The organism is Opitutus sp. GAS368, assembly GCF_900104925.1.
Classification (GTDB): Bacteria; Verrucomicrobiota; Verrucomicrobiia; order Opitutales; family Opitutaceae; genus Lacunisphaera.
This window is the reverse complement of sequence record NZ_LT629735.1, coordinates 2,996,457-3,017,215: the sequence shown is the minus strand read 5'-3', so window position 1 is coordinate 3,017,215 and position 20,759 is coordinate 2,996,457. Positions and strand designations below refer to the sequence as shown.

Below are 20,759 nucleotides of genomic sequence, written 5' to 3'. Positions count from 1 at the left end.
CTCTACCAACTGAGCTAACTTGCCATTACCGAAAGGGGCCGAGTTAAAAGGGCGCCGGAAGGACGCGTCAACGGGGAATTTGGCAAATTTCCCGGCCCGCCCCAACCAGGCCAGAATCAACCTTCTTCCGGGGGTTTGACGGCCCGGAAGTTCCGCCAAAGGGCGAGGTCGTAGATGATCTTGAGTCCGTCGGCGACGAAGAAGGGCACGCTGGTGAGCGCCGCCGTGGCCATGAGCGGGCCGGCGCAAAGCGGGGCCAGGGCGGTCCCGAGTTGCCGCGCCGTGCCGGTCACGCCGTTGGCGGCGGACCGCTCCGCCGCGGGCACCACTGCATTCACGTAGGACTGCCGGGTCGGCACATCCATCTGCGAGATCATGTGCCGGGCGAGCAGCACCCCCACCGCCCAGCCGAAGGAGGGCATCAGCGGCACGGCCATCAGCAGCACATTGGAAGGCAGGTGCGTCCACACCATGGTGTTCACCAGACCGATGCGGCGGGCCAGCGGCACGGCCGCCAGGGCGGAAAGGCCGGACATTATGTTCGCGCCAAAAAAGATCCCGCCCAGCACCGCCTCGGACACGCCGAAACGCCGATGGAACCAGTAGGCGAGAAAGTTTTGCACGATGAAACCGCCGCCAAACGAATCGAGGGCGAAGAGCGCGCTGAGCCGGAACACCGTGCCGCGCGATTCGCCCAATCCCAGGAATCGTTTTGTTCCCGCCGGCGCCGCGGCCGCTTCCACGCCCGGCCCCAGCCGCCAGCTCAGGCCGCCGATGACCAGACCGAGTGCCCCGTAGGCCGCGAGCAACACCCGATAGCTCGCGAGCGGCGTCCAGCCGGTGCGCTGCATCGCCTCGGCCGCGAACCCGCAGCCCAGTGCGCCGAGGGCCGTCGCGCCGTAACCCACGACGTTATACCAGGCAAAGACCTTCGTCCGGTCGCGCGCGTCGGTCAGCTGCGCCAGGCAGGCCTGTTCCACCGCAAGGAACGGACCGACTTCGCCGCCCGTCGGGCTGATGACGCCAATCGTTGCACCCAGCACGAGCAGCGCGAAGTCGCCCGTGAGCGCCATGCCCGCTCCGCCCAAGGCCATCAGGACTGCGCCGGCGACCAGCACCCGCCGGCGACCCCAACGGTCGGCATGCGTGCTCAGCCACAGGGAAATCGCCGCATCGCCGAGGAAGGTCATCGCCAGCAGCAGGCCGATGCGTGCTTCCCCCAGCCCGGCGGCGGCGAGGTAAAGCACCAGGATCACACCGAGGATGCCGTAGGCGAACATCCGCACCACGCGCGTTGCAAAGAGCAACCAGACACTGGCAGGCCACTGGTTCACGCGGCGATGCAGTCGCGACCACCGGGTCGTCGCAATGCTATTTCGGCGGCGGCACCGGCGTGAGGTTGCCGCGCCATAATTCCCGATAGATCGCGTTGTCGGGCGGATCGAGGCGCCCCAGGCTGAAGTCCCGCGCTTCCACGTAATCGATCCCGTAGTGAAACGACGCCAGCAGCAGCGGGTAGGAAAATTTCTGCCGCCGGTGCAGGTCGCTCCGACACCAGGCGAGATAATCCACGCCCGTGGCGAGATTCTGCCGCCAGGACCAGACGCCGGGCTCATAGGACTCGCGGCTGACGGTGCGCCAGGTCCCCGGCTTGATTTGCATGAGCCCCCGCGCCTCGCCATTGCGGGCCGCGGGGTCAAAATTGGATTCCGCCGCCACCAAGGCGTAGATGAACGCCGGATCCATCCGGTAACGTTCCGCCAGTGGCTGGATGGCCGCCCACACGGCCGCGCGCGTGGCCGGATCGGGCGCGGCCGTTTCCTTTCGGCTGCACGCAACCAACAGCAGGCAGCCCGTGACGAGTATTACGGTTGGCCGCAACATGGGCGATGATTCGCGGGCGGGGTCGCCCGCGCTCCACCTGGAGCCACGGCGACCTCGCCGTGGTCTTAATGCCGGCGGAAGACCAGCGCGGCGTTGTGGCCGCCGAAGCCGAGGTTGTCCGTCAGCACCGTGTCGATCTTCGCCGCGCGCTTCACGTTCGGCGTGTAGTCGAGGTCGCAGTCCGGGTCCGGGGTCTCGTAATTGATCGTCGGCGGCACGATGCCCGTCTCGATGGCCTTGATGCTGATGACCGCCTCGATGCTGCCCGCCGCGCCGAGGAGGTGGCCGGTCATGGACTTGGTGGAACTGATGTTCACCTTCCGCGCGTGGTCGCCAAAAACCTTCTTGATGGCGATGGTCTCGAACTTGTCGTTGTAGGGCGTCGAGGTGCCGTGCGCGTTGATGTAGTCAACCTGGTGCGGCTCGATGTTGGCGTCGTGCAACGATTTGATCATCGACTGCGACAGGCCCTTGCCGTCCGGATCCGGCGAGGTGATGTGGTAAGCATCGCAGGTGGCGGCATAGCCGGCCAGCTCGCAGTAAATGTGGGCGCCGCGGGCCAGGGCGTGCTCGAGGCTCTCGATCACGATGATGGCCGAACCCTCGCCCATGATGAAGCCGTCGCGGTTCAGGTCGAAGGGCCGGCTGGATTTCTGCGGGTTGTCGTTGTTGGTGCTCATCGCCTTCATCGAGCAGAAGCCGGCGTAGGCCAGCGGGGTGATCGCGGCCTCGGCGCCGCCGCAGACCATCACGTCGGCGTCGCCGCGGCGGATCATGCGGAGCGACTCGCCGATGGCGTGGGTGGCGGTCGAGCAGGCGCTGACCACGCCGAAATTCGGACCACGCGCCCCGAGCTCGATGGCGACAAGCCCGCCGCACATGTTGCTGATGAGGGCGGGAATCATGAAGGGCGACACCTTCCGGGGGCCGCGTTCCATGAGCACCTTGTGCTGGTTCTCAATGGTCCACATGCCGCCGATGCCGGAGCCGATGATGACCCCGACGCGGTCGGCGTCCTCCTTGGTCATGTCGAGCTTGGCGTCGGCGATGGCCTGCTTCGCCGCGCAGAAGCCGAAATGTGTGTAGCGGTCGTTGCGGCGGACCTCCTTGGGGTCCATGTGCTGCGCCGGATCCCAGCCCCGCACCTCGGCGCCGATCTGGCAGCTGTAGTCCTTGGCATCAAAGAGCGTCACCTTGTCGATGCCGCATTTGCCGGCGACAATGTTGGCCCAGAAATCGTTCACGTTGTGGCCCAGGGAGGCGATCACGCCCATGCCGGTGACGACGACGCGTTTGTGAGATGCGGAATTTTCCATCGTTAAAATCGAGGGGGGAAATAAAAAAGCGCCCTACCAGACCAGCACAGGGCCAGACGGTAGAACGCTTCGGTCAAATGGCCAAAATTATTTCTTACCGGCCTTGTTTTGGATGTAGGCGGTGACATCGCCAACCGTCTGAAGCTTCTCGGCATCGGACTCAGGGATCTCGCCCTTGATCTCGTCCTTGAACTCCTCCTCGAAAGCCATGATCAGCTCGACGGTGTCGAGCGAGTCGGCGCCAAGGTCGTCGAGAAACGACGCCTGCGGTGTGATTTGCTCCTCATTAACATTCAGTTGGTTAACGATGATTTCTTTGACGCGCTGGTCGATGGTTTTCTGGTCAGCCATGAGTTTGGAAATGGGTCTAAAACGTTGGTGAAAGAGGTCACATGACCATGCCGCCGTCAACGGTAAAAACTTGACCGGTGATGTAACCCGCTTCCTCCGAACAGAGAAACGCGGTCATGTGGGCAATGTCCGCCGCCTCGCCGAGGCGTTTGAGCGGGATGACTGAGGTGATCTTCTCGGCGGCCTCGGGCGGCAGCGCGGCGGTCATGTCCGTCTTGATGAAGCCGGGGGCGACGGCGTTGGAGGTCACACCGCGCGCGGCGAACTCCTTGGCGATGGCCTTGGTAAAGCCGATCAGGCCGGCCTTGGCGGCACAATAGTTGGCCTGGCCGGCGTTGCCCATGAGGCCCACCACCGAGGTGATGTTCACGATGCGGCCCCAGCGCTTCTGCGTCATCGAGCGGCCGATATGCTTGGTCCAGTGATAGCAGCTGGTTAGATTGGTGGTGATGACGGAATTCCAGTCCTCTTCGGACATGCGGAACAGCAGGCCGTCCTTGGTGATGCCGGCGTTGTTGACGAGGATGTCGATCTGGCCGAACTCGGCGAGCAGGTCGGCGCTGGCCTTGGCGACCGCGGCGCCATCCGCCACATCCACGGCCAGGGCCTTGGCCTTGCCGCCGCCGGCGATGATGGCCGCGGCGGTCGCGCCGCAACTGTCGGCGGACTTGCTCACGCAGATCACGGTGACGCCGCCCTTGGCCAGCAGTTCCGCGATGGCTTTGCCGATGCCCCGGCCGGCGCCGGTGACAAGGGCCACACGATTGTTGAAGGTCAGACTCATAGGGTGAGCGCCATAGGTCGCCACACCCCGGGTGTTTGTCAATACACGTCGCGCTGGTAGCGCTTGTCCTTCTTCATCTGCTTCACGTAGTCCGCGGCCGCCGCGGCATCGAGGCCGCCCTGCTGGGCGATCACGTCGTGCAGGGCCACGTCGACGTCCTTCGCCATGCGCTTGGCGTCGCCGCACACGTAGAAATGCGCGCCGGCCTTGAGCCACGCCCACAGTTCCGCCGCGTTCTCACGCATGCGGTCCTGCACGTAGACCTTGAGAATCTGATCGCGCGAAAACGCGAGGTCCACGCGGGCCAGCGCGCCCGACGCGTGCCAGGCCTTCCATTCCTCCTCGTAGAGATAGTCCGTCGCGCGATGCTGGTCGCCGAAGAAGAGCCAGTTCCGGCCGGTGGCCTTGGTCGCGACGCGCTCCTGGAGGAAGGCCCGGAACGGCGCGATGCCCGTGCCCGGCCCCACCATGATGATGTCCTTCGCGCCGTCGGCCGGCACGCCGAAATGCGAATCGGAAACGAACACCGGCACGGGCGCCGCCTTCAATTCCGCCCGGTCGGCGAGGAACGTCGTCGCCACGCCCACGCGCGAGCGGTGGTTGGTCTCGTAGCGCACCACCGCGACGGTCAGGTGCACCTCCGTTGGGAAAAGTTTCGGCGACGACGCAATCGAGTAGAGCCGTGGCATCAGCTTGCGCATATGATCCACCAGTTCCTGCGGGGTCAGCTTCGCGCTGGGGAACTCGGCCAGCAAATCGACGAACTCCCGCTCCTCGAGCCAGCCCGCGAGCTGGTCCTTGGCCTCGGGGACCAGCAACGCCGCGAGCCGGGTCTTGTCGGCCTCGGCGGTCGCCTTGGCCGCGAGAGTCTCGACGATCTTCCGCGTCGGCTTGGCCAGCGCCAGCCGGCCGGTCAAGGCCTCACGCAACGGGATCGGTGCCGCCAGCTTCAGCATGACGGGCGACACCGGCTCGTTGCCGGTGGCGCTGAGCCGCGCCAAGATCTCGTCTACTTCGTCCGGCCGGTTCGCGGGGAAGACGCCCAGCGAATCGCCCACCTTGTAGGTCAGCCCGCTGCCGGCGATGTCCACGGCCATGTGCCGCGTCTCCTTGTGGGAACCGGGCTTGTTCAGCAGCCGGTTCTCGACCAATCGCGCGGGAAACGGGTGGTCTTTGTGGTAGGTGCTGGCGGGCACGGCATCGCTCATGGAGGGGCTGTTTTAGGCCGCCCGGCCCGCAGCTTGGCAAGCTCCGTTTGCGTCATGGGAATCTCGTTGCGCCGCCCTCGGGCGCCGGCCATTCATCCGTTTCACATGGAACCCGTCCGCATCCAAAAACTCATCGCCGAGGCCGGCATCTGCTCGCGCCGCGCGGCCGAGGCGCTGATCGTCGCGGGCGAGGTCTATGTGAACGGCGAAAAGGCCGTGCTCGGGCAGAAGGTGGAGCCGGGCACCGACAAGGTCACCGTGCGCGGCAAGTCCCTGAAGTCCCACGCCCAGCCCAAGCTGGCCCTCGTCATGCACAAGCCGCGTGGGGTGGTGTGCAGCAACAGCGACCCGCACGCCGACCACACCATCTTCGACCTGCTGCCGCGCGAATGGGCCAAGCTCCGGCTCTTCTGCGCCGGCCGCCTCGACAAGGACAGCGAGGGCCTCGTCATCCTCACGTCCGACGGCGACCTCGCGCACAAGCTCATGCACCCGTCGAACCTGGTCGTGAAACGCTACTATGTGTCGCTCGAGGAACCCTTCCCCGCCGGCCGCCTCCGCCAGCTGCTGCGCGGCGTGGTCATCGAGGGCGAGCACCTCAAGGTCGAGAAGGCCAGCCTGGTCAACCCCAAGGCCGACCGCAGTTCGCCCGAGCTCGACGTCCACATGCACCACGGCAAGAAGCGCGAGATCCGCCAGCTGTTCACCGCCCTCGGTTTCGAGGTCCGCCGCCTGCGCCGCTACCAGATCGGCGCTCTCCGCCTGAAAGGAATTCCTTTGCGCGGGGTGAAACAACTTTCTACCAAGGAAATCTCATCCCTCTTCGTCGTCCCTCCCGCGCATTACCGCGAAATGACCCCCTCCACCTCCGATGAAAACTAAGCTCATCCTCCTCGCCCTCGCCTGCGCCGCCTCGCTCGCCGCCGAAACGGTCAAGACCGATACCGCCGTCTTCGTGCAGACCGACCCGAAGTCGCCCGTGCTCACCCGCCTCAAGGCCGGCAGCACCATCACCGTCGTCGGCGAGGCCCCGGCCGGCTGGCGCCGCGTCGAGGTCAGCGGCCCCTTCGAGGCCTACGCGCAAAGCCGCGACATCACCAAGGGCCTTGAGGTCCGCGAGGGCGGCAGCATCTATGCCGAGCCCCGCAAGGACTCCCAGCTCCTCGCCGTGGCCGCCGCGGGCGACAAGTCCGAGGTCATCGGCCTGGCCAAGTCGACCTCCGGCGACTGGTGCCAGGTCCGCCTCGAGAAGAAGCTGCAGGGCTTCATCGCCGTCGGCGAAGCCGCCAACATTGCCGCCGACACCAAGCCGGCGCCCGTCTTCACCCCCGCCCCGGCGCCGACCGGCCCCGTGACCACCCTCGGTCGTCCCGTGCCGGTCGCGTCGAACAATGCCGACACGCCGCGCCTCTTCGCCGGCACGCTCGTCCTGGCCCGCCGCCCCATCCTGAATCCCAATCCGCCCTACGACTACCAGGTGACCGACAGCGGCGGCCGCCGCTTCGCCTACGTCGACACCCGGCGACTGCTCCTCACGGACAAGATCGAGAACTTCCTCGACCGCGAGATCACCGTCACCGGCACGGTACGCAACACGGTTGATGGCAAGGACCTCGTGATCGCCGCCGAGTCCATGGCGCTGAAAAAATAAACCTTTGGGCGGAACGCGCTGACTCCAGCGCGTTTTGCGTCTTCGACCAGCGCGTTGGGGTCAACGCGCTCCACCTTACCCTCTTCCCGCACCATGGAACTGATTGACGGCAACAAGATCGCGGCGGACATCATCGCCGAACTCAAGACCCAGGTCGCCGCCCTGCCCGGCCGGCCGCCCTGCCTCGCGCTCGTGCGCGTCGGCGAGGACCCGGCGTCTGTTTCCTACGTGAAGAAGAAGGAGACCGCCTCCGCCACCATCGGCATCACCAGCCGGCTCATCTTCCCGCCCGTCACCATTGCGCAGGACGAGCTCTTCGCCCTCATCGACGGCCTCAACGCGGACCCGGCCGTGGACGGCATCCTGGTCCAGTCGCCGCTGCCGAAGCACATCAACGAGGTGGCCGTATTCCGCCGCATCGCCGCGGACAAGGATGTCGACGGCTTCCACACGATGAACCTCGGCAAGCTCGCGCAGGAGGACGACAGCGGCTTCGTCGCCTGCACGCCCGCCGGCATCATGGAGCTGCTGCAACGCTCGGGCGTTCCGCTGTCTGGCAAGCATGTGGTGGTCCTCGGCCGCAGCCTGATCGTCGGCAAGCCCGCGGCGCTGCTCGCCCTGCAGCGCAAGCCCTGGGCCAATGCCACCGTCACCGTCTGCCATTCGCAGACCGCCAATCTCCCCGCCCTCACCCGCCAGGCCGACGTCCTCATCGCCGCCATCGGCAGACCCGAGTTCGTCACCGCCGACATGGTCAAGCCTGGCGCCGTGGTCATTGATGTCGGCGTCAACCGGGTCGCGGATGCGACCAAGAAGTCGGGCTACCGGCTCACCGGCGACGTCCACTTCCCCACGGTGTCGCCGTTGTGCAGCAAGATCACCCCGGTGCCGGGCGGGGTCGGCCCGATGACTGTCGCCATGCTCATGCAAAACACGGTGAAGGCCCGGCGGCAGCACGCCCAGGACTCCCAACCTTAAAATAGGGCTTTTCCCCTTAACTGAACCTTGCCACTCGGCGGCAAACCCCTTTGCCTCCCCCTTTAACCAAGCATGGCCACACCCAAGATTCTTGTCGTCGATGACCAGCCGATCAACGTCCAGCTGCTGAAGCGCAAGCTGGAGCGCGAGGGCATGATCGTGGCCACCTCCTACTCGGGCCGGGAGGCGCTGGACCTGGTCAAGGCCGACAGGCCCGACCTGATCCTGCTCGATGTCATGATGCCCGAGATGGACGGCATCGAGGTCTGCCAGCGCCTGCAGGCCGACAAGGAAACGAAGGCCATCCCCGTCATCTTCATCACCGCCCGCACCTCCAAGGAGGGCAAGATCGAGGGCCTCGGCGTCGGCGCCGTGGACTACATCACCAAGCCCATCGACCTCGACGAGACCCTCGCGCGCGTGCAGACGCAGCTACGCTTCGTGGCGATCAATCGCGAACTCATCGACCTGCAGACCCGCCTCGGCGAGTCCCGCCGCTCGGCCACCATCGGCGCCGTCACCCAGGGCATCGCCCACAACCTGAACAATCTCCTGGGCGTCGTCATCGGCTACGTCGACCTCATCAAGGCCTACCACGAGAAGCCCGAGCTGGTGAAGAAGAACGCCCAGCATCTCGAGGACGCCGTCAACCGCATCGTCGGCATCATCAAGCAGCTCACCGGCCTCGTGGTGAAGAACCGCCCGCCGCTCATCCGCGCCAGCCTCGCCCGCATGATCGACAGCGGCGTCCGCCGCTACCAGATCGAATACAAGATCGACCAGCCCATCACCATCGAGCCCGCCACGGCCGAGGTGCTGATCGACACCAATGTCGAAGTCTTCGAGGAGACGCTTTCCAAGCTGCTCATCAACGCCTGGGAAAGCTACCACGACGAGCCCGACGACAAGCGTCCGATCCACATCCGCACGGAGGTCGTCGAGCGCCCGGAGGAGGGCCGCTTCGCCCTCGTGCACATCGAGGACCGCGGCCGCGGCCTCGACCCCGAGATCAAGGACCACGCCTTCGAGCCCTTCACGAGCACCAAGCACACCGTCGGCGTCGGCATGGGCCTGACCGTCGCGCGCCACTCGATGCGCAATCTCGGCGGCGAGGTCACGCTGGCCGACCGGCCCGGCGGCGGTGCCATCTGCACCATCCGCCACCCGCTCGAGCGGAAAAACAAAGACAGGACCTGAGGCTTGCAGGGCGGGATCACCGTATCCCGCCTTTGTTTGAACAGGCTGTCACGTTCGAGGCGGGATACGGTGATCCCGCCCTACACCCGGATTCTCATTGCGAGCCGCCCAGCGACGCGGCAATCCATCTGCCAGCTTCGATGCCCTCCTCCCGCATAGCGCTCATTGGCGCGGGCAACCTCGCCTCCGCCATCGTCCGCGGCCTGCTCGCAAAGAAGGCCTGCGCGCCCGCCGACCTCGCCTGCACCAGCAAGACGGGCGGCACGGCGCAGAAGCTCGCGGCCGACACCGGCATCACCTTCGAGCCCGACCTGCCCAGGCTCCTCGCCGGCGCCGACACCGTCATCATCGCCTTCAAGCCCCAGTCGCTGGCCGGGGCCGACCCGCGCCTCGCCGAACTGACCACCGGCAAGCTCGTGCTCTCCGTGCTGGCCGGGAAAAAACTGGCGCGCCTCGCCCAGGCTTTTCCCAAGGCCCGCAATATCGTCCGCACCATGCCCAACACGCCCGCGGCCATTGGCGCCGGCATGACGCCTTTCTGCGCGCTCACCCCGCTCGCCGCGACCGACCGCGCCACCGTGGAAAAACTCCTCGGCGCCCTCGGCCAGTTCCTCGAGCTCGGCGAGGAGCACATGGACACCGTCACCGCGCTCGTGGGCAGCACACCGGCCTTTCTCTTTGAGTTCGTCGCCGCGTTGCGCGACGGCGGGGTGGCCGCCGGGCTGCCGGCCGACACCGCCCAGAAGCTCGCGCTCGAGTCGGTCCTTGGCTCCGCCCGGCTCCTCGCCCGCAGCACGGAGACGCCCGAGGCGCTGCGCGACAAGGTCACCTCGCCCAACGGCACGACCTACGCCGGCCTGCAGGTCATGGCTTCTCGCCAGTTCCGCGAGACAATCAAGGAAACCATCCTCGCCGGCGCCCGCCGGGCGGGCGAGCTGTCGCGGGACTAAGGCGTGTATTCAAAACCCATAAGTTAAGCCAATCCATGGCTGCGGCGAGCTGGACAAAGCCACGGATGAAACATCCGCCCATCCCCGCCGGCGCGGCTGTCTACTCGTCGCGCAGGGCGTCGATCGGCGAGACGCGGGACGCGCGGAAGGACGGGAGGAACACCGCCAGCAGCACGACGACGGCCATCACGGCGGCGGTCGCGAGGAGCACGCCGGCATGGACCGCTCCGACGCCAAAGAGCACGCTCTGCATCGCCCGGCCGGCGGCCCAGGCGCCGAGCACGCCGAGGACGAGTCCCGCCAGCAGCAGTCCGGTCCCGAGGCCGAGGAACTGTGCCAGCACCTGTTCCGGCAACGCACCGAGCGCCATGCGCACGCCGATTTCCCGGCGGCGCTGGCCCACGGCATAGGCGAGCACGCCATAGGTGCCGACCGCGGCGAGCAGGAGCGCCACGCCGGCGAAAATACCGGCCAGCACGGCCGGCGAGCGACGCGCCACGAGGCTCTCGTCGACGCGGTCCTGCATCGGTTTCAGGTCGTCGACCGGCAGCTCAGGATCCAGTTTGAGCACGACCTTCTTCAACATGGACGCAAGGGCCGCGGGGTCGAGCGGGGTGCGCACGATGACCGAAAAGGAGGTGGAGGAATAAGTGACGTAGGGGTAATAGACGGCCCCTTGGGCGCCTTTTTCCGAGAGGTCGGTCTGCTTCACGTTACCCACGACCCCCACGATGGTGTGGGCGTCGTCCTCGGTGAACTTGGGGCCGTTGACGATGCGGTGGCCGAGCGCGCTCTGGTTGGGCCAGTAGCGTTGCGCGAAATCCTGGTCGACCACGCAGGCGTGCGGTTTGCGGTGGTTGTCGGCGTCCTCCAGGAGGCGGCCGGCGATCAGCGGAATCCCCAGCGACTGCCAGTAGTCACCCACCGCCGCCATGGTGTAGTGGGCGCGGATGGAATCGCCCGGGGCGAGCACGACGCCCTCGATGGCGGTGGCGTTGTTGTCGACGCTGCCGGTGAAGGGCAGCCCGGAGGTGAGGCCGACGGAGGTGACGCCCGGCAGGGCCCGCAGTTCGGGCAGGAGCCGCTCGATGAGGGCGAGGCGCGCCTCGGGCGTGGGGTAGTTTTTCCACGGCAGGGCGATCTGGCCGGTCAGCACGTGCTGGGGTTGGAAGCCCGGGGCCGTGGCGAGAACGCGGCGGAGGCTGAGGCCGAGGAGGCCGGCGCCGCTCAGCAGCACAAACGCGAGGGCGATCTGGGTGACGATGAATCCGTGGCGCACCCGCTGGGCGGCGCGGCTGCCGGTGCCGCCCCGGGTCTCGGCCTGGAGCACGGGAGCCAGCCGGGCATGCAGGTTGAACCAGATGACGGGCAGCGCGAGCGCGATGCCGACGAGGACGGAGACGGCAAAGGCCACCGCGGCGACCCGGCCGTCGAAGACGATGGTGGTCCCGAGCGGGAGCTGCTCGGTGCCGAGCACGGAAAGCAGCCGGATGCCGATGGCACCGCCGCCGAGCCCGAGCACTCCGCCCGCGACCGCCAGCATGACCGTCTCGAGCATGACCTCACGGGTGATGTGCCGGCGGCTGGCCCCGAGGGCCTGGCGGACGGCCAGCTCCTTGGCGCGGCCGCTGGCGCGGATCAGGAGCAGGTTGACGAGGTTGACGCCGCCGATGAGGAGCAGAAACAGCACGCCGCCCTGCAGCAGCAGGAGGATCGGTCGGACGTCGCGCACATGGTCCTCGTGCAGGGAGCTGACCAGCGTATGAAACCCCGCGCCGGTCAGCAGTTTCGCATAAGGATCGTCCTTGATCTGCCGGGCGTTGAGGGCATCGATCTGCGCCTGGGCGACCGTGAGGGTGGCGCCAGGGGCGAGCCGGGCGATGAGCTGGAAATTGTTCGAGTGGCGGCGGTCCGGCGCACGGTCCTCCGGGTTCGACGCGGCGGGGATGAAAAACCGGGCCTTGCTGGAGAGATAGCGGAAACCGGGCGGGAGCACGCCGATCACGGTCACCGGCTGGGAATCGACCTGGAACTTGCGGCCGAGCACCTGGGGATCCGCGTTGAAATTGCTGCGCCAGAAGGCGTCGGTCAGGATGGCGACACTGCTGCTCTTGTAGAACATCTCCTCATCGTTGAACGTCCGGCCCATCGCGAGCGGCACGCCGAGGGTGGAAAAAAATTCGGGCGAAACCCGGTCGCGTGCGATGCGGTTGGGGGCGCCGGCCTCCCCCACGATGGCGCTGCCGCCCTGGATGATGGCGATGGAGGCGAAGGCCTTGACCACCTCCTTCCGGTCGTAGTAGTTGGGCAAGGATGCGCCGGCGCGCTCCACGCCGGCGCCGGGATAGCTGTTGATGGCGGTGACCAGCTGCTCGGCGTGCGGAAACGGCAGCGAACGCACGAGAATGGCATCGACCACGGCGAAGATCGCCACGTTGGCTCCGATACAGAGGCCGAGGGTCAGGAGGACGGTCGCGGTGAAGCCGCGCTCACGGCCGAGGCGGCGCAGGGTCTGGCGGAAATCGGTCAGGGAAAACAAGGAGGGCACCCCCGGATCACACCGGAAGGGCCGCGCCGGTTGCAACAATCGGGCAGGATCCCGGACTGAGGCCTTTGCCGTCTGCCGGGACTGAGCATGACCCGGTCGTCTTTGGGCGGCCGGCCCCGGACCGGCACTGTGCCATTACGCCTTAGCCTTCCGGTCGTCGCCGACAGGCCTGGCACTTGTCACTTGCCACTTGCCCCTTGTCACTTTCCCCTCCCGCCATGGGCATGGAATTCGGCTGGTGGGACAAGGACGAGGACGGCGTGAAATGGCAGATCAATGCCCGTTTTCACGGCGGCCACGTCGTGTTCAGCCGCAAGACCGGCCACAATTCCTCGTGGGAAGACTTTGCTCCCACCGACGAACAGTGGGACCGGCTGGTTAGCGAGGCCGAGCGCCGCCTGCCTCGCCGCCTCATGAGTACGAAGGAATTCAACCTGCTCAAGGGCCAGCGGCCGACGTAGGCGCTGCCTGGACTGTAGGAGGGGCTTTACGCCCCGATTTTGGCCGCAAAAAGGCGCAAAGATAATTCCACCTGCCTGCGGCAATTGCGCGCGCCTATAGGCGCCTTGTGAGCATCTTTGCCGCCGGACTTCTTTGTGCCTTCTTGTGGCTAAACTGCCTTGGGCTTGGGCACGAAATGCTCCCGCGCCCGCGCCCAGATGAACGCAAAGGCCGGCGCCAGTTCCTGTGGCCGATCCACCAGCCAGCGGTCGATCTGCACCACGGTGAACCAGTCGCCGCGCTCGATCTCATCGGCCTGCAGGACGAACGGTCCTTCGGCCTCCACGCGGTAGACCCAGACGAATTCCTGGCCGGTCTCCTCGCGCGCCTCGATCTTGAACAGGCGTTGCGGCGGTTTCGCCGGCCGGCAGCCGATCTCCTCTTCCAGCTCGCGCACGGCCGTCGCGTCGTAGTCCTCGCCGGCACCGACGTGTCCGGCGGCCGACGAATCCCACACGCCGGGGAAAAGATCCTTCTGCATCGAGCGCTTGTGCAGGAACACCTGGCCGGCGCGGTTGGCGACCAGCAGGTGCACGGCCCGGTGCCGGAGCTTGCGCCGGTGCACCTCGCGGCGGGCCAGCTGGCCGGTCACCCGGTCCTGCTCGTCCACCACGTCGAAGAGTTCGTCGAGATTCTGCGCCATGGGAATTCCTGTTGAAAATGTGGAAATCAGGAAAGCTGGAAATGCCCACCATTTTCGCCTGCTTGTTCCTGATTTCCTGAGTTCCACATAAAATCCGTTCTTTCTCCTTCTCATCCGTGCTCATCCGTGTAATCCGTGGTCTCTCTCCTCTTTTCCCATGGCCAAAATCGAAGTCAGTCAGGTCGCCGAGATCCTCAAAAAGCACAAGCTCGACCCCTCCATCCTCCGCGAGATCGTGGAGGAGATGAACGAGATCACCTCGCCCGCCGCGGACGAGGACATCAAGCCGCCCGCGCCCAAGAAGCAGTTCGTCATCCTGCTCTCCGACATGGAGGGCAAGCTGCCGAAGAAGGACCTCACGGGCTGGGTCGTGCAGATCGCCGAGGACGCCAGCCCCTACTCGACCACCGACCGCGTCTTCAAAGGCGCCTACGATTTTAACGCCTCCAAGAAAGGCCGCCTGCTGCCGGTGAAGTCCGTCGGCGAGGCGCTCGAGAGCGCCAGCGCGAAATACTTCCGCGAGTCCGAGCTCTGGGTGAAGACCAAGCTGCCCGTCGCCGTCGTCGTCACTGACAACGTCCTCCCGAAGGACGAGTTCAAGATGGAGAAGGTCGACCGCCGCCGAAAGGACGCCTAAGGAGTCTCTTGCTTGCGGTGGAACCCGGCCTCCGGACGGGTTTGTTTGGCGCGCATCCTGAAAACCCGTCCGGAGGCCGGGTTCCACCTTTGGCTCGCGACCAATCCGAAATCCTAGCGCAGCCCCGCCGCCTCGGGCTTGAGCCCGCGGGCCTTCAACGCCTCGGCCACCGCCTTCAGGTCGAGCATCGCGCCGGGCTTCACGCCGCTGCGGGCAAACCAGCCCTGGTTCATCTCGAGGCAAAACTGGATGTTGCGACTGCGCGAGCCCACCGGCCGCTCGTCGTGCGGATACATCGGGTAGATTTCCTTCAGCTCGCCGGTCGGATCGATGTAGCCGATATCGAGCGGCAGGATGGTGTTCCGCATCCAGAAACCCTGCTGCTGCGGGCCGGCGAACACGAACAGCATGCCCTCGTCCTCGCCCATCGCCGTCCGGAACATGAGCCCCTTCTGCTGTTCCGGTGGCAGCGCCGCAATCTGCATCTGCACGGTGCGGTCGCCGATCTTGATGGCGAAGCGGTCGTCGACGGTCTTCGGCACCGCGTTCTTGGCGGCATCGGAACCGCCGCAGGCGCTGAGCAGGGCGAACACGGCGAGGAAGGGCAGGAAACGGCGGGAAAACATGTGGCTCCATTCCCAGTCAGGGAACGCCCAGCGTAAATCCTAAATTGCGCTCCTCTCACTTTCACCTTCACTCCTTGCCGCGCCATAGCCCACCGGGCGACGGCGGGTCCCCTCCCCCTCACCTTCCCCTCCCATGTCCCGTTCCTCCCCGCCCCCGCTCCTCTACGCCGACACCGCCAGCAGCGCCGATCTGCTCTATTTCGGCCGCGTCGAGGTGCACGACCCGTTCATCGCCTTCGGTGCCGGTCGCAAAAAGATCACCCTGCAGAGCGCCCTTGAGTTCGGCCGGGTCAAAAAGACCGGCGGTTTCGATGTCGTCCTGCCGCTCGAGGAGTGGCAGGCCCGCGCCCGGCAACGCTTCGGCCCGAAGGCCGCCGTGCCCGAGGTTATCGCCAGCGTCGCCCGGCATTACGGCCTCCGCACCTTCCGGGTGCCGGCCAACTTTCCGGCGGCCCTTTATCTCCGGCTGACCAAACTGGGCCTGAAGTTCGTCTTCCCCGACGGCCTGCTGTTCCCGGAGCGCGAAATCAAATCCAAGTGGGAGGCGGACTGCATCCGCGAGGGCAACAGGCTGTGCTCGCTCGGTTTCGCGGCCGCCGAGAAAATCCTGCACACCGCCCGGATCAAGGGCCGCACCCTCGTCCACCGCGGCAAGGTGCTCACCTCGGAGGTGCTGCGCTTCGAGCTGGAAACCGCCATCCGCGAGCAGGGCGGCGACCCGCGCGACACAATCGTCGCCGGCGGCGACCAGGCCTGCGACCCGCACGAGCGCGGCTCCGGCCCGCTCCGCCCGCACGAACTGATCATCATCGATATCTTCCCCCGCGTCCTGAAAACCGGCTACCACGGCGACATGACCCGCACCTACCTCAAGGGCCGGCCGCGCGAGGTGCAGCGCCGCCTCGTCGCCACCGTGCGCGAGGCGCAGCAGCGCGCGACCAAGGCCATCAAGGCCGGCGTGGACGGCCGGGCCGTGCATGCCGCGTGCACTGAGTGCTTCGCCGCGGCCGGCTACGAGACCAAGCGCACGAAGCATGGCGCGGTCGGCTTCATCCACGGCACCGGCCACGGCCTCGGCCTCGCCGTGCACGACCCGGGCCGCATGTCGCCCACCGTGGCCTATCCGCTGAAAAAAGGCTCGGTGATGACCGTTGAGCCCGGTCTTTACTACCCCGGCCTCGGTGGCTGTCGTTGGGAGGACGTCGTGTGGGTCACCGCGACCGGTTCCCAGCCTCTCTCCAAACACCCCCACGTCTGGGAAATCCGCTAACCCCATGAAACTCCCTCCCCTGTTGATCACCGCCGGCCTGCTCGGCACCGCCCACCTCGCCGCCCAGCAACCCGATCCCATGATCGCTGTCCGCGCGCCGGTCGTCGCGCTGACGCATGCCCGCGTGATCGACGGCCGCGGCCATGCCCCGATTGAAAACCAGACGCTGATCCTCCGCGACGGCAGGATCGCCGCGCTCACCCCCGACGCCGCGGCACAGATCCCCACGGGCGCCACCGTGCTCGATCTCACGGGCAAGACGGTGCTGCCCGGCCTCGTGATGGTGCACGAGCATCTCTACTATTCCTCCATTGTCCGGGGGCCCCTGCACATCAACGAAATGGAATTCTCCTTCCCGCGGCTTTACCTCGCCGCGGGCGTTACCTCGGCGCGCACCACCGGCAGCATCGAGCCCTACACCGATCTGCAGGTGAAAGACAACATCGACGCCGGCACCACGCCCGGCCCGAAGCTGCATTTGACCGCACCTTACTTCGACGGCCCGGAAACGGGCATCGCGCAGCTGCACGGCGTCAAGGATGCCGCCAGCGCGGTGCGCATGGTGAACTACTGGGCCGACGAGGGCTTCACGTCCGTCAAGGTCTACATCAACCTGCCACACGACATCATGGCCGCGACCATCGACGCCGCGCACAAGCGGGGAATGCAGGTCACCGGCCACATTGGCAAGGTCGGCTACCGCGAGGCCGCCGGACTCGGCATCGACAACCTCGAGCACGGCTTCATGGCGATGTCCGACTTCGTGCCCAACCGCAAGGAAGGCGATCCCTCCAACGCCGTCTACAATTACCGCAGCCTGGAGAACCTCGACGCCGACGCGCCGGCCGTCACGGACCTCATCCAGCTGCTGTTAAGCAAGCATGTCGCCGTCACCTCCACGCTCGCCATCTTCGAGACCTTCACGCCCGGCCGCCGTGTCTGCAGCCAGGCCGAGCTCGATACCCTCGCCCCGCCGCTCCGCGAGAGCTATCTCACCCGCTGGTCGGCCATCAACATCCAGAACAATCCGACCTCCAAGGCCGCGTTCGCGAAGGACATGAAGCTGGAGGCCAAATTCTTCCGGGCCGGCGGGCTGCTCGTCGCCGGCACCGACCCGACCGGTTACGGTGGCTGCATGGCGGGCTACGGCAACTGGCGCGCCATCGAACTGCTGGTCGAGGCCGGCCTGACTCCGGTCGAGGCCATCCAGGTCGCCACGTTCAACGGCGCCAGACTCCTCGGCATCGACGCCTCGACCGGCAGCATCGAGGCCGGCAAGGCCGCCGACCTCATCGTCGTCAACGGCGACCCGTCGAAAACCATCTCCGACATCCGCAAGACCGAGATCGTCTTCAAGGACGGCACGGGCTACGATTCGAAAAAGCTCTTCGACGCTGTGAAGGGGCTCGTCGGCATCCAATAACGTGCCCACCTGAGCTTCTGGAGCTGCAGCGACCTCGCGGCAGTTCGCGGGCGAGGTCGCCCGCGCTCCATTTCCAATTTACCCGAGATAATCCATGCCCGAGCTGGCCGAAGTTGAGTTTTTCCGCAAGCGCTGGAGCGCCGGGCACGGCGCCAAGGTGCTCGCCGTGCGCTTGCACGAGGGGAAGAAGGTCTTCCGCGGCAGCAGCCCTGCGCTGATCAAAAGGAAACTCACCGGCGCCACCCTCCTCGGCTCCGAGACGGCGGCCAAGCAGATGCTCTTCCGTTTCAGCGGCGGCGGCTGGCTCGGCCTCCATCTGGGCATGAGCGGCGAGCTCCGCGTCGAGGCGCCCGACTACCTGCCGGCCAGGCACGACCACTTCATCCTGGTGCAGAAGGACCGCCAGCTGGTCTTCAATGACCCGCGCATGTTCGGCGGCGTGCTTTTCGCCACCGGGCCCAAGCCGCCCGCCTGGTGGACGCGCATCGCCCCGGCGATTTTGTCCAAGGAGTTCACCGTCGAGGTCGCGGCTCATTTTCTTGAACGCCGCGGCCGCGCACCGATCAAGGCCGTCCTGCTCATGCAGGAACGTTTTCCGGGCATCGGCAACTGGATGGCCGACGAGGTGCTTTGGCGCGCCGCCATCCATCCCCAGCGCCCGGCCGGATCGCTCAAGCCCGCCGAGGTGCGCGCCCTGCACCGCGAATGTCAAAAGGTCTGCCGGCTCGCGCTCGACACCATCGCCGGCACCGGCCGCTACCTGCCGCCGCACCTCAACGCCCACATCCCGAAATCCTGGCTCTTCTGGCATCGCTGGGAGGACGGCGGCCGGTGTCCGCGCACGAAAAAACCGCTGGTCCGCGCGGAGGTCGGCGGACGCACAACGTGCTGGTCGCCGGCGCGGCAGAAGCTCTGATCGCTTGGAGCCACGGCGACCTCGCCGTGGTTTTCCACGTCGTCGCGGGCGAGGTCGCCCGCGCTCCAAAAGGGGAATCATTTATGGCGTGGACGAAGCCTGGAAGTGGGCTTTGCTCATCACGTGCCTTCGGCCAAACAACGACTCGACGAACTGCTCGTGGCCCGCGGCCTCGCTCCGTCCCGCGCCCAGGCCAAGGCCCTCATCATGACCGGCCGCGTCCGCCACGGCACCGAGCGACTCGACAAGCCCGGCAAGGAATACCCGGCCGACTTCGAGCTCAGCGTCGACCAGCCGCCACGCTTTGTCAGCCGCGGCGGCGAGAAACTCGCCGCCTTCCTGGAAAAATTCCCGGTCGAGCTGACCGGCGCGCACGTGCTCGACGTCGGCGCCTCGACCGGCGGCTTCACCGATTGCGCCCTGCAGGCCGGCGCCGCCTCCGTCACCTGCGTGGACGTCGGCCACGGCCAGCTGCACGACCGGATCCGCCGCGACCCGCGCGTGACCAACCTCGAGAAGACCAACGCCCGGCACCTCGCGCCCGGCGCCCTGCCCCGCGCCGCGTATGACGCCCTCGTCATGGATCTCTCCTTCATCTCGCTGAAGAGCGTCCTGCCCGCCGTATGGCCGTTCCTGCGCCCCGGCGGCATGCTCATCGCCTTGGTGAAGCCCCAGTTCGAGGCCGGCAAGACCGAGGTCGACAAGGGCCAGGGCATCATCCGCGACGACGCCGTGCGCGCCCGCGTGCTGGCGGAGGTGCGCGATTTCGCCCTGCGCGAGCTGGCCGGGGCGCAAGTGCTCGGTGAAATGGAAAGCCCCGTGCACGGGGCCGACGGCAACCGCGAATTCCTGCTCGGGCTGGACAAGCTGTAAAGCGGGACACCGTATCCCGCCTTCGTTCGGGAATGATATCATGTTCGCGGCTGGGTTCGGTGACCCCGCCCCACAGTAAATTGGTATTCCAATATCTGCGTTTATCCGCGTAATCAGCGGGAAATCACATGCCTCCCTTCCGCAAACTGGCCTTCATCTACAACTCGGAAAAGCCCGGTGCCGCCGAGCTGGCGCAGGAGCTGATGGGAATCGCCCAGGCGGGCGGCGCGAAAAAGGTGAAGCTGTCCGGCGACCGCAAGCTGCCCCGCGGCTATTTCAAGGACTGCGACGCCTGCTGTGTCATCGGCGGCGACGGCACCCTGCTCGGTGCCGTGCGCGGGGCGGCCGAGGCGGACATTCCCATCATCGGTGTCAACCAGGGCAGCCTCGGTTTCCTCACCACTTTCTCGGCCGACGAGGCCCGCGCGCAATTCGCCGCCCTGCTCGAGGGCGACTACCGGATCGCCCGCCGCGCGCTGCTCGACTGCAAGACCGGTCCGCGGCGCACCGACGTCGCCCTGAACGACGTGCTGGTCAAGGACGCCAAGCCCTCGCGCATCGTCCGCCTCGAGGTCTTCGCCAACGACAAGCTCGTCACCGAATACACCTGCGACGGCCTCATCTTCTCCACGCCCACCGGCTCCACGGCCTACAACCTCGCGGCCGGCGGCCCGATCATTCATCCGCAGGCCGAGGTGATCGCGATGACCCCGATCTGCCCGCACACGCTGAGCAACCGCACGATCATCTTTCGCAACGACGTGAAGCTCCGCGTGGTCAACCGCACCGAGGGCTCGCGCCTGCTCGTCGCCATGGACGGCCAGCGCAACATGGTCGTGACCGAAGGCACGCCGGTGGAAATCGCCATGGACAGCCGCACCCTCGCCCTCGCCCAGCGGCGCGATTATTCGCACTACGAGGTCATGCGCGCCAAACTCAAGTGGAGCGGCGGCTTGCTGGAGAAAAAATAAACCAGCAGAACCTGTAGCGGCGCTCCATGAGC

General features: G+C 66.5%; 21 protein-coding genes. 12 read left to right on the top strand and 9 right to left on the bottom strand.

From position 1 onward, the window contains the following. Window positions 1-116: 116 nt before the first annotated feature. The 6 genes from BLU29_RS12945 to BLU29_RS12920 form a co-directional block, all read right to left on the bottom strand. Window positions 117-1,334: an MFS transporter gene (locus BLU29_RS12945; protein ID WP_197677711.1), complete on the bottom strand. Its 1,218-nt coding sequence runs from the start codon at window positions 1,332-1,334 to the stop codon at window positions 117-119. Window positions 1,335-1,371: 37 nt separating this feature from the next. Continuing rightward, window positions 1,372-1,884: a lytic transglycosylase domain-containing protein gene (locus BLU29_RS18415; RefSeq protein ID WP_091058638.1), complete on the bottom strand. Its 513-nt coding sequence runs from the start codon at window positions 1,882-1,884 to the stop codon at window positions 1,372-1,374. Window positions 1,885-1,949: 65 nt separating this feature from the next. Next, on the bottom strand, window positions 1,950-3,200 hold the full coding sequence (fabF, locus tag BLU29_RS12935) for a beta-ketoacyl-ACP synthase II (protein WP_091058635.1): 1,251 nt from the start codon (window positions 3,198-3,200) through the stop codon (window positions 1,950-1,952). A gap of 87 nt (window positions 3,201-3,287) precedes the next feature. Then, window positions 3,288-3,551 (bottom strand): acyl carrier protein, encoded by a 264-nt coding sequence (locus BLU29_RS12930; protein ID WP_091058633.1) that lies wholly within the window; start codon window positions 3,549-3,551, stop codon window positions 3,288-3,290. A 37-nt stretch (window positions 3,552-3,588) separates the two neighbouring features. Continuing rightward, window positions 3,589-4,335, bottom strand: a complete 747-nt coding sequence (gene fabG / locus BLU29_RS12925; RefSeq protein WP_091058630.1) for a 3-oxoacyl-[acyl-carrier-protein] reductase — start codon at window positions 4,333-4,335, stop codon at window positions 3,589-3,591. Between the two features lie 38 nt (window positions 4,336-4,373). Then, window positions 4,374-5,543 carry a sulfite reductase subunit alpha gene (locus BLU29_RS12920; protein ID WP_091058627.1) on the bottom strand — a complete coding sequence of 390 codons (1,170 nt, stop codon included), beginning with the start codon at window positions 5,541-5,543 and terminating at the stop codon, window positions 4,374-4,376. Window positions 5,544-5,648: 105 nt separating this feature from the next. On the opposite strand from BLU29_RS12920, the gene BLU29_RS12915 reads away from it, so the two are divergent. From BLU29_RS12915 to proC, 5 genes are all read left to right on the top strand, one after another. Next, window positions 5,649-6,425: a pseudouridine synthase gene (locus tag BLU29_RS12915; protein ID WP_091058625.1), complete on the top strand. Its 777-nt coding sequence runs from the start codon at window positions 5,649-5,651 to the stop codon at window positions 6,423-6,425. After that, entirely contained in the window at window positions 6,415-7,194 is a 780-nt protein-coding gene (locus tag BLU29_RS12910; RefSeq protein WP_091058622.1) for an SH3 domain-containing protein, read from the top strand. Before BLU29_RS12915 ends, BLU29_RS12910 begins: the two co-directional genes overlap by 11 nt. Window positions 7,195-7,287: 93 nt before the next feature. Further along, window positions 7,288-8,172 (top strand): bifunctional methylenetetrahydrofolate dehydrogenase/methenyltetrahydrofolate cyclohydrolase FolD, encoded by an 885-nt coding sequence (gene folD / locus BLU29_RS12905; RefSeq protein WP_091058619.1) that lies wholly within the window; start codon window positions 7,288-7,290, stop codon window positions 8,170-8,172. Window positions 8,173-8,244: 72 nt separating this feature from the next. Beyond that, the gene (locus BLU29_RS12900; RefSeq protein WP_091058616.1) at window positions 8,245-9,369 is read left to right on the top strand and encodes a hybrid sensor histidine kinase/response regulator; all 1,125 of its coding nucleotides are present in this window, start codon (window positions 8,245-8,247) and stop codon (window positions 9,367-9,369) included. Between the two features lie 140 nt (window positions 9,370-9,509). Further along, window positions 9,510-10,319 (top strand): pyrroline-5-carboxylate reductase, encoded by an 810-nt coding sequence (gene proC / locus BLU29_RS12895; protein WP_091058614.1) that lies wholly within the window; start codon window positions 9,510-9,512, stop codon window positions 10,317-10,319. 100 nt (window positions 10,320-10,419) lie between these two features. On the opposite strand, the gene BLU29_RS12890 is transcribed toward proC, so the two are convergent. Beyond that, window positions 10,420-12,858, bottom strand: a complete 2,439-nt coding sequence (locus BLU29_RS12890) for an ABC transporter permease (RefSeq protein ID WP_157693843.1) — start codon at window positions 12,856-12,858, stop codon at window positions 10,420-10,422. A gap of 206 nt (window positions 12,859-13,064) precedes the next feature. Here BLU29_RS12890 and BLU29_RS12885 point away from each other — a divergent pair, with 206 nt between their 5' ends. Then, the gene (locus BLU29_RS12885) at window positions 13,065-13,328 is read left to right on the top strand and encodes a hypothetical protein (protein WP_231962230.1); all 264 of its coding nucleotides are present in this window, start codon (window positions 13,065-13,067) and stop codon (window positions 13,326-13,328) included. A gap of 149 nt (window positions 13,329-13,477) precedes the next feature. Here the strand turns inward: BLU29_RS12885 and BLU29_RS12880 are convergent, their stop codons facing one another. Beyond that, window positions 13,478-14,011: an NUDIX domain-containing protein gene (locus BLU29_RS12880; RefSeq protein WP_172830260.1), complete on the bottom strand. Its 534-nt coding sequence runs from the start codon at window positions 14,009-14,011 to the stop codon at window positions 13,478-13,480. Between the two features lie 157 nt (window positions 14,012-14,168). Between BLU29_RS12880 and BLU29_RS12875 the strand changes: the two genes are divergently transcribed. Further along, the gene (locus BLU29_RS12875) at window positions 14,169-14,648 is read left to right on the top strand and encodes a hypothetical protein (protein WP_091058607.1); all 480 of its coding nucleotides are present in this window, start codon (window positions 14,169-14,171) and stop codon (window positions 14,646-14,648) included. A gap of 113 nt (window positions 14,649-14,761) precedes the next feature. Here the strand turns inward: BLU29_RS12875 and BLU29_RS12870 are convergent, their stop codons facing one another. Next, window positions 14,762-15,274 (bottom strand): DUF192 domain-containing protein, encoded by a 513-nt coding sequence (locus BLU29_RS12870; protein WP_091058604.1) that lies wholly within the window; start codon window positions 15,272-15,274, stop codon window positions 14,762-14,764. Between the two features lie 133 nt (window positions 15,275-15,407). On the opposite strand from BLU29_RS12870, the gene BLU29_RS12865 reads away from it, so the two are divergent. The 5 genes from BLU29_RS12865 to BLU29_RS12845 all read left to right on the top strand — a co-directional run bounded on the left by BLU29_RS12865 (window position 15,408) and on the right by BLU29_RS12845 (window position 20,727). Continuing rightward, window positions 15,408-16,544 carry a M24 family metallopeptidase gene (locus tag BLU29_RS12865; RefSeq protein ID WP_091058602.1) on the top strand — a complete coding sequence of 379 codons (1,137 nt, stop codon included), beginning with the start codon at window positions 15,408-15,410 and terminating at the stop codon, window positions 16,542-16,544. Window positions 16,545-16,548: 4 nt separating this feature from the next. After that, the gene (locus BLU29_RS12860; RefSeq protein WP_091058599.1) at window positions 16,549-17,967 is read left to right on the top strand and encodes an amidohydrolase family protein; all 1,419 of its coding nucleotides are present in this window, start codon (window positions 16,549-16,551) and stop codon (window positions 17,965-17,967) included. A 94-nt stretch (window positions 17,968-18,061) separates the two neighbouring features. Continuing rightward, complete coding sequence (locus tag BLU29_RS12855; RefSeq protein ID WP_091058598.1) at window positions 18,062-18,883, top strand: DNA-formamidopyrimidine glycosylase family protein; 822 nt, start codon at window positions 18,062-18,064, stop codon at window positions 18,881-18,883. A 123-nt stretch (window positions 18,884-19,006) separates the two neighbouring features. After that, on the top strand, window positions 19,007-19,756 hold the full coding sequence (locus BLU29_RS12850; RefSeq protein ID WP_091061138.1) for a TlyA family RNA methyltransferase: 750 nt from the start codon (window positions 19,007-19,009) through the stop codon (window positions 19,754-19,756). 128 nt (window positions 19,757-19,884) lie between these two features. After that, window positions 19,885-20,727 (top strand): NAD(+)/NADH kinase, encoded by an 843-nt coding sequence (locus BLU29_RS12845; RefSeq protein WP_091058596.1) that lies wholly within the window; start codon window positions 19,885-19,887, stop codon window positions 20,725-20,727. The last annotated feature ends 32 nt before the right edge of the window (window positions 20,728-20,759 follow it).

Excerpts from the sequence above, each read along its gene's own strand:
- BLU29_RS18415 (WP_091058638.1), bottom strand. The coding sequence starts at position 1,884 with ATGTTGCGGCCAACCGTAATACTCGTCACGGGCTGCCTGCTGTTGGTT.
- fabF (WP_091058635.1), bottom strand. The coding sequence starts at position 3,200 with ATGGAAAATTCCGCATCTCACAAACGCGTCGTCGTCACCGGCATGGGC.
- BLU29_RS12930 (WP_091058633.1), bottom strand. The coding sequence starts at position 3,551 with ATGGCTGACCAGAAAACCATCGACCAGCGCGTCAAAGAAATCATCGTT.
- fabG (WP_091058630.1), bottom strand. The coding sequence starts at position 4,335 with ATGAGTCTGACCTTCAACAATCGTGTGGCCCTTGTCACCGGCGCCGGC.
- BLU29_RS12920 (WP_091058627.1), bottom strand. The coding sequence starts at position 5,543 with ATGAGCGATGCCGTGCCCGCCAGCACCTACCACAAAGACCACCCGTTT.
- BLU29_RS12915 (WP_091058625.1), top strand. The coding sequence starts at position 5,649 with ATGGAACCCGTCCGCATCCAAAAACTCATCGCCGAGGCCGGCATCTGC.
- BLU29_RS12910 (WP_091058622.1), top strand. The coding sequence starts at position 6,415 with ATGAAAACTAAGCTCATCCTCCTCGCCCTCGCCTGCGCCGCCTCGCTC.
- folD (WP_091058619.1), top strand. The coding sequence starts at position 7,288 with ATGGAACTGATTGACGGCAACAAGATCGCGGCGGACATCATCGCCGAA.
- BLU29_RS12900 (WP_091058616.1), top strand. The coding sequence starts at position 8,245 with ATGGCCACACCCAAGATTCTTGTCGTCGATGACCAGCCGATCAACGTC.
- proC (WP_091058614.1), top strand. The coding sequence starts at position 9,510 with ATGCCCTCCTCCCGCATAGCGCTCATTGGCGCGGGCAACCTCGCCTCC.
- BLU29_RS12880 (WP_172830260.1), bottom strand. The coding sequence starts at position 14,011 with ATGGCGCAGAATCTCGACGAACTCTTCGACGTGGTGGACGAGCAGGAC.
- BLU29_RS12875 (WP_091058607.1), top strand. The coding sequence starts at position 14,169 with ATGGCCAAAATCGAAGTCAGTCAGGTCGCCGAGATCCTCAAAAAGCAC.
- BLU29_RS12870 (WP_091058604.1), bottom strand. The coding sequence starts at position 15,274 with ATGTTTTCCCGCCGTTTCCTGCCCTTCCTCGCCGTGTTCGCCCTGCTC.
- BLU29_RS12865 (WP_091058602.1), top strand. The coding sequence starts at position 15,408 with ATGTCCCGTTCCTCCCCGCCCCCGCTCCTCTACGCCGACACCGCCAGC.
- BLU29_RS12860 (WP_091058599.1), top strand. The coding sequence starts at position 16,549 with ATGAAACTCCCTCCCCTGTTGATCACCGCCGGCCTGCTCGGCACCGCC.
- BLU29_RS12855 (WP_091058598.1), top strand. The coding sequence starts at position 18,062 with ATGCCCGAGCTGGCCGAAGTTGAGTTTTTCCGCAAGCGCTGGAGCGCC.
- BLU29_RS12845 (WP_091058596.1), top strand. The coding sequence starts at position 19,885 with ATGCCTCCCTTCCGCAAACTGGCCTTCATCTACAACTCGGAAAAGCCC.